The sequence below is a fragment of the Geoglobus sp. genome, from assembly GCF_054018175.1.
The window spans coordinates 1-7,077 of record NZ_JBPLZQ010000070.1 but is presented as its reverse complement, the minus strand read 5'-3'; the positions used below and the strand labels follow the sequence as shown (position 1 = coordinate 7,077).

Here is a 7,077-nt window from a genome sequence, read left to right as displayed (position 1 = left end):
GTGATGGGAATGAGGATATTCGACCCTTTTGAGAAGCTCAGAAGGATGCAGTAGAAGATGGCAAGGCTACTTGACGAGTTTGACATGATGAGCCTCTCTCCAGCAGGAGTGGAGCTGAGCATGCCCGTTGATGTGATTGAGGAGGAAGACAGGCTCAGAGTTATTGCAGACCTCCCCGGATTCGAGAAGAGTGACATCCAGGTGTACATAGAGGACGGGGACCTGGTGATCAGGGCCGTCAGGAAGGAGGAGAAGGAGGACAGAGAAAAGAACTACATAAGAAAAGAGAGAAGGTACGGAGAGATTTACAGGAGAGTATCGCTTCCGGTCGAAGTGGACGAGGACAGAATTCAGGCGAGATACAACAACGGCGTTCTCGAAATCGAGATTCCCAAGACGGCCAGGGAGAGAAAGATAATCAGAATTGAATAAAGTCCCCTTTTATTTTGCATATATTGTCAAAACATCTCCATCCTCGAGCCGGTGGTCTATTCCGACCCTCTGACCGTCGAACTTTACGCTTCTTCCCCAGATCCTCGCATACTTGAAGTTTTCGACCATATCTCTGTGCAACTTGCGGCACACGTCCTCGACCCTCGCACCCCTCCTAAGTATCATCGGTTCCTCCTCGACCTTTCCACCGGGAGGTTTCAGAAAGACCCTGATGAAGTCGAGCTTCCTGTAGATTTCATCCACGAGCCTGTCGAGGTTTGTACCCTTTTCAGCGGAAACGGGAATGGCATTCTCCGGAATTTCCACATCCGGATAAAGGTCGATCTTGTTCACGACGGTGATTGAGGGAATGTAAGCCCTGTTTCCAAGTATGGCATCGATGAGCCTGTCAATGGTTATGTCCTCCCTGATCAGCACGTCACCGTTGTGGATCTTGTATTCCCTCAGTATCCCCTTGATGGTCTCCTCGTCGAGGGTGAGCTGAACCGTCGACTTTATGTTCAGCCCCCCGGTGGGTCTCTTTTTGATTACTACTTCAGGCGGGTTCTCATCGAGCCTGATGCCACCTTCGTACAGCTCCCTCTTGAGCACATCGATGTTGTGGACGGTGAAGACATCGACAACGATCACGATTAAATCGGCATTCCTTATGGCCGCAAGTATCTCCCTACCCCTGCCCCTCCCCTTGGACGCGCCCTCTATGAGCCCAGGCACATCAACTATCTGGATCCTCGCACCTTTGTACTCGAGCATTCCCGGAACGGGTTTGAGTGTCGTGAAGTCGTAATCACCCACCTCGCTCTTGGCCCCGGTCAGTGCGTTGAGGATCGTCGACTTTCCCACCGACGGATACCCGACGAGAACCACAGTCGCATCTCCTTCCTTCTTTATAGCGTACTGCTCTCCGCCACTCTTTTTTCTCTGTTTTTCTGCCTCCTCCTTCAGCCTTGCGAGCTTGGCCTTCAGCCTGCCAATGTGGTGTTCGGTGGCCTTGTTGTACGGAGTCTTCCTGATCTCCTCCTCGAGCCTTTTGATCTCCTGAAGTACATCCATCGATTGCAAGAGACTTCTCTCAAAATAAAAAGCTTAGGAAAAAAGGGGTCAGAGGTACTTTCTCGGATCGGTTATCTTACCCTCAACCGCGCTCGCTGCAGCGGTGGCTGGAGAGGACAGGTAAATCTCGGCATCTGGATTGCCCATCCTCCCCTTAAAGTTCCTGTTCTGGGTGGAAATGCAGACCTCACCGTCTGCCAGAATGCCCATGTGGATTCCGACACACGGCCCACATCCCGGGGGTATGACCAGTCCCCCCGCCTCAACTATCGTTCTGAGGTAACCGAGTTCGTCGGCTTTGAGGTATACTTCGCGGCTTGCCGGACCGACTATGAGCCTGACGTTTTCGGCAACCCTCCTCCCCTTGAGAATCCTCGCAACGATCTCGATGTCACTGAGCCTGCCGTTAGTGCAGGTTCCCACGAAGACCTGATCCACTGGAGTTCCCTCCACATCGGCAACTGGAACGACATTGTCCACGTTGTGCGGTCTGGCAACTACGGGCTCGAGGTCCTCCGCCTGGAAGTACAGCTCCTTTTCGTAGTCAGCATTATCGTCCGGCTTTATCTCCCTGAACCTGTCTTCCCTTCCCCTCTCAGCGAGAAATCTCCTCGTCACATCATCGCTCTTGAAGAGTCCAGCCTTAGCCCCACACTCAATCGCCATGTTGGCCATCGTCAACCTGCCGTCAATGGGCATGCTGTCGATGGTGTCCCCGTGAAACTCAAGCGCCTTGTACGTGGCCCCATCTACGCCGAGCTCTCCTATTATCCTAAGCATCAGGTCCTTAGCATACACGCCGTGTGGCAGCGAGCCACTGACCTCAATTCTGAACGTTTCCGGTACTCTGAACCAGTTTTTGCCGAGAGCTATCGCAATTGCCACGTCTGTTGAACCCATTCCGGTTGAAAAAGCTCCGAGAGCTCCGTAGGTGCACGTATGACTGTCGGCCCCGACAACGAGATCGCCCGGATTCACGTACCTCTCTACCATTATCTGGTGAATTATCCCCTCACCTGGCCTGTTGAAGTCGGCCCCCACCTCAAGTGCAAACTCCCTGATGAACTTCTGATCGTTGCTCAGCTCCTTCCTCGGAGACGGAGCGGCGTGGTCGACAAAAAAGTGTGTTATCTTGGCACCTCTGATGTTCTCGCCCTCCAGTCCGAGGGCCCTAACCTGCCTTATTGCGAGGGGCGCGGTACCATCCTGGAGCGCTATCTGATCTATTTCAGCGATGACAATGTCTCCAGCGTAAGCATCCTGACCGCTCTTTTCCGAAAATATCTTCTCCGCTATGGTCTTGGCCATGGTGTGGGTGACGGAGAAAGAATATTTAAAGATTTTTTAAAGGCTAAAGCACAATCACCCCCCGGTCGCTGGGTTTCACCTTCATCAGCGTTTCGGCCACCTCGGGATTGGACAGGAAACCCGGCTTTTTCTTTCCAACCACAGCATCGTATATCGCCCTCTTGACGACCTTTCCACTCGACTTCGGAAGCTCAGGGACGAAAACTATCAGCCCCGGTCTCGCAATTTTTCCTATGTCTCTCTCTATCCTCTCGGTGATCTTCGCACCAACCTCCTCACCGGGCGTGTCCGAGACCACAAACAGAGCTATAACGCTCCCCTTAACCCTGTCCGGAATTCCGATTGCCGAAACCTCCCTCACCTCTTTCACACCCATTGCAGCCTGTTCTATTTCTATCAGCGATACCCTGTGACCCGATATGTTGAGAACGTCATCAACCCTGCCAACGATCCATATGTGCCCCTCCTCATCCATGTACGCAGAGTCACCTGTGAAGTAGACCCTCTTGCCGTACTTGCTCCAGTAAAACTTCACGTAGCTTTTCGGATCTCCGTTGAGCTCGAGCATCATCCCCGGAAACGGCCTTTTCACCACCAGGTTTCCTATCTCAAATGGCTTAACCGGCTTCCCACCATCGTCGAGAATGTCCACTTCAAACCCCGGAAGAGCCTTTCCAACTGAAGCTGGCTTCATCGGCGTGAGTGCGGGGAGCTGCGAAATCACGTGCCCCCCGGTCTCAGTCTGCCACCACGTGTTAACGACAGGTGCCCTCTCCTCTCCAACATCTCTGTAAAGCCAGACCCAGGTTTCCGGCTCTATCGGCTCCCCAACAATCCCTATGAGTCTTATGGTGCTGAGATCGTACTCAGAAGTCTCGCACTTCAGTATCATTCTGGCCAGCGTGGGGACCGTGTAAAACACCGAGACTCCGTACCTCTCGATGATCTCGAATGTCCTGCACGTGTCTGGATAATCCGGGGCTCCTTCGTAAAGCAGCACGGTAGCTCCCACCGAGAGGGGTCCGTAAACACCGTAGCTGTGGCCGGTAATCCACCCGAGACTTGCCGTGGTCCAGATTATGTCGTTTGGCTTGAGGTCGAGCACCATCTTCGAGGTGGCGTAAACATGCACGAGATAACCGCCGGTCGAGTGGACAACGCCCTTTGGCTCTGCCGTAGATCCGGAGGTGTACATTATGAAGAGGGGGTGATTCGAGTCGAGTATCTCCGGCTCCACACTTCCCTTTTTCGTGATCTCGTGGTACCAGTGGTCCCTTCCGTCAACCATTTCCACATCAATTCCTGCTCTCCTGACGACGACGACACTCTTTATGCTCCCGTGCTGATCAACCGCCTGGTCTGCCTTTTCCTTCAGGTTGATCAGCTCTCCCCTCCTGTAGTACCCGTCGGCGGTTATGAGGTACTCTGACCTGCTGTCCTTCAGCCTGAAGCCGGCCGATTTTGCACTGAACCCTTCGAAAATGAAGACGTGAGTTGCTCCCAGTCTCGCACATGCGAGCATCGCTATTACCGCTTCAGGAATGTTTGGCATGTAGATCGCAACCCTCGAACCCGTTTCAACTCCAAGCTCCCTGAGGGCGCTGGCAAATGCATTGACTTCTCTGTAAAGCTGGAAATACGTTAGAGTTCTGCTCTCGCCATTTTCTCCCTCCCATATGAGTGCTGCCTTGTTGCGCATGCCTGCGTGCCTGTCGACGCAGTTGTGGCATGCGTTTATCTTCCCACCCACAAAGAACCTGAAGTACGGTGCCTTTGAGTCGTCGAGAAACCTCGACCAGGGTTCAAACCAGTCAAGTTCTCTGGCAAACTCCTCCCAGAACTCCACCCAGTTCTCGGATGCTCTGGAGTAAACTGCCGGGTCCTTCACGTTGGCGGTCTTCACAAAGTCCTTAGGTGGATATATCCCCATCATTATTTATCACTATTAATAATCAAGGTATTACGTATTTAAATGTTTTCGTATTTTCCCGCATCGAGCAAAACAGACATCAAAATATAATCGTGGGGAGAGAGGTGTGTTGATGGAAAGGCTCGTTGCACTCGCAGTGCTCATCACACTGCTTTCCGGCTGCGCTCAGCTTGAGAACGCGAAGCCGCATGCTGCCTACGTTGATGTGTTGGTAGAGGAGGCCCACAGGTTGATTGAGGAGCACAGAGGTGACAGCAGCTTTGTGATACTCGACGTAAGAGGGAGCCAGGACTTCAAAAAAGAGCACATTGCAGGGGCTATAAACCTTGACGTTTTCGACAGGGGCTTCGAGGAAAAGCTTAAACGTATGGACACGAACAAGACATACCTCGTCTACTGCAAGACTGGATTCAGAAGTAAGATCGCTGCAGGGGTAATGGCGAAAATGGGTTTCAGGCACGTGTACAACATGGCCGGAGGGATAGAGGCCTGGAAAAGCATGGGATACCCGGTTGAAAAAACGGGGTGATTCTGTGACAGATAATCTTTCATTTCACGTAATCTTCACATTGGAAACGCTTTAATCTGTTTTTTCTTTAATATTAATAATGACAAAAATCACGCCAGGCAGAAAGCTGCGGGTATTGACGAGACAGATACCCAATACATGCAGGGTTGAGGTGATGGGATGACTCCCGAGGATCACCTGGAGATTCTCGTGAGAATCGCCGAGAGAAGAGGGTGGAAGCTCAATCCAGACGAGAAACTCGTTTCCGAGCTCATATCTGGGATGATGAGAAACAGGGAGAGGTATGGCATTTCCTACTGCCCGGGCAGAACGGTCACGGGTAACCTGGAAGTTGATCGGAGGATAGTCTGCCCCTGCGTGTATGCCGGAGGTGACGTGTCAAGCTACGGGAGGTGCTACTGCGGTCTGTTCGTCAGCGTTGACGTTTACGAGGGAAAGAAATACCCTCCGGCAGAAATACCGGACAGGCACGAAAAACACATCACTTCAGGCAGATGAAGCTGTAGCTGCAGTAACGGCACTGAGAGTGGTCCTTTCTGATTTTGCCTGAATAGATGTCGTGAAAGTACGATATGCTCTCCTCCAGCAATTCCCGGTTAAACGTCATCCGGTACACCCTGAACTCTCCCCCATCGTACTCGACTATTGCCCCTGACTTCCTCCCGCTCATCGCCATGTACAGGTTTAGCTGTCCAATCCAGTTCCTCCCTGGCTCCCTGAATCTCCTAACGCTTTTAAGTTCGTAAACCTCAGTACCAGTTACGAAATCCGCCTTTCCAACGATGGTGAAGTACCTTGTTTTCAGGGTGAGCCATTTCTGGTAGGAAAATCTCACGCCCCTGCTGGCCAAAATCTCCGCGAATTTTCTTTCAGCTTCCATTCCCCGCTCAACACTTTCCCTGCTTATCCTTTCGAATTCCGGGTACTTGCCCTTCAGGTAAACCCAGTACGGACATCTGAACACCCACGATGCTACGAACCTCACCACCGGGAAATTCAGTTAAGAGGGTGATAAAAACGTTGGGTGCAGTCCGAAAGTAAAACCCATGTTCACCTGCTCCCGAGCTCGAATTCGTCGTGAAGGACCTTCACGGCCTTCCTGCCATCACTTCTGCTCACCACAAAGCTAACATTGTACTCGCTGCAGCTCTGGCTGATCATCACGACGTTTATCCTGTTTCTGCCAAGCGCTGAGAATATTCTCCCGGCAACACCGGGAGTCCCGGCCATTCCTGCCCCAACTGCACTTATCACGGCTATGTCCTCCATCTTTGAAATGTTCCCGGTACCGTTGACTGCACCGTCAAGTGCCTTCATCGCCCTGTCGACGTCGGATTCATCCACGACTATCGAAAGATTCAGCTCCGACGAGCTCTGGGACACCATGATTACGTGAACCTTGCTCTCAGCGAGCCTTCCGAAAACGTCAGACATCACCTCGGCAAAATCGAGGCCCGCACCGCTTATGTTTATTATCGCCACCTTCTCAATCAGGCTTAACGCCTTAACAATGTCCTTTGTCGAGGTTACGCTTTCCTTTATGACCGTTCCCTCTCCATCGGGGTTGAACGTGTTCTTTATCCTCACAGGAATCCTCCTTTTCATGACCGGCTCGAGAGCCTTCGGGTGCAGTATCTTCGCTCCAAAGTGTGAAAGCTCCATCGCCTCCTGGTAGCTTATTTCCGGTATTAGCCTCGCCTCGGGGACTATCTTTGGATCCGTGGTCATGACGCCATCGACTTCCTTCCAGAGCCACACCTCGTCAGCATTAAGTGCTGACGCTATGAGGGTGGCGGTCAGGTCA

General features: G+C 52.2%; 8 protein-coding genes. 3 read left to right on the top strand and 5 right to left on the bottom strand.

Features of this window, described 5'->3' with window-relative positions:
- Nucleotides 1-57 precede the first annotated feature (57 nt).
- A complete protein-coding gene (hsp14, locus tag ACXJJC_RS05790; RefSeq protein WP_456370076.1) occupies nucleotides 58-432 on the top strand; it encodes an archaeal heat shock protein Hsp14 in 375 nt (124 codons plus the stop codon).
- A gap of 9 nt (nucleotides 433-441) precedes the next feature.
- Here the strand turns inward: hsp14 and ACXJJC_RS05785 are convergent, their stop codons facing one another.
- From ACXJJC_RS05785 to ACXJJC_RS05775, 3 genes are read right to left on the bottom strand one after another with little or no spacing between them, the layout of a single operon-like run.
- On the bottom strand, nucleotides 442-1,506 hold the full coding sequence (locus ACXJJC_RS05785; RefSeq protein WP_456370074.1) for an OBG GTPase family GTP-binding protein: 1,065 nt from the start codon (nucleotides 1,504-1,506) through the stop codon (nucleotides 442-444).
- Between the two features lie 48 nt (nucleotides 1,507-1,554).
- Nucleotides 1,555-2,814, bottom strand: coding sequence for a 3-isopropylmalate dehydratase large subunit (locus tag ACXJJC_RS05780; RefSeq protein ID WP_456370072.1), 1,260 nt, complete (start codon nucleotides 2,812-2,814; stop codon nucleotides 1,555-1,557).
- A 43-nt stretch (nucleotides 2,815-2,857) separates the two neighbouring features.
- A complete protein-coding gene (locus ACXJJC_RS05775; protein ID WP_456370071.1) occupies nucleotides 2,858-4,747 on the bottom strand; it encodes an acetate--CoA ligase in 1,890 nt (629 codons plus the stop codon).
- Between the two features lie 109 nt (nucleotides 4,748-4,856).
- Here ACXJJC_RS05775 and ACXJJC_RS05770 point away from each other — a divergent pair, with 109 nt between their 5' ends.
- Together ACXJJC_RS05770 and ACXJJC_RS05765 are read left to right on the top strand one after the other, a co-directional pair.
- On the top strand, nucleotides 4,857-5,273 hold the full coding sequence (locus ACXJJC_RS05770; protein ID WP_456370069.1) for a rhodanese-like domain-containing protein: 417 nt from the start codon (nucleotides 4,857-4,859) through the stop codon (nucleotides 5,271-5,273).
- 159 nt (nucleotides 5,274-5,432) lie between these two features.
- Complete coding sequence (locus tag ACXJJC_RS05765) at nucleotides 5,433-5,771, top strand: ferredoxin-thioredoxin reductase catalytic domain-containing protein (RefSeq protein WP_456370067.1); 339 nt, start codon at nucleotides 5,433-5,435, stop codon at nucleotides 5,769-5,771.
- Here the strand turns inward: ACXJJC_RS05765 and ACXJJC_RS05760 are convergent.
- Complete coding sequence (locus ACXJJC_RS05760; RefSeq protein ID WP_456370066.1) at nucleotides 5,755-6,261, bottom strand: hypothetical protein; 507 nt, start codon at nucleotides 6,259-6,261, stop codon at nucleotides 5,755-5,757. The two genes, ACXJJC_RS05765 and ACXJJC_RS05760, sit on opposite strands and share 17 nt — an antisense overlap.
- A 62-nt stretch (nucleotides 6,262-6,323) precedes the next feature.
- On the bottom strand, nucleotides 6,324-7,077 hold a 754-nt coding region (locus ACXJJC_RS05755), incomplete at its 5' end, for an aspartate kinase (RefSeq protein WP_456370064.1).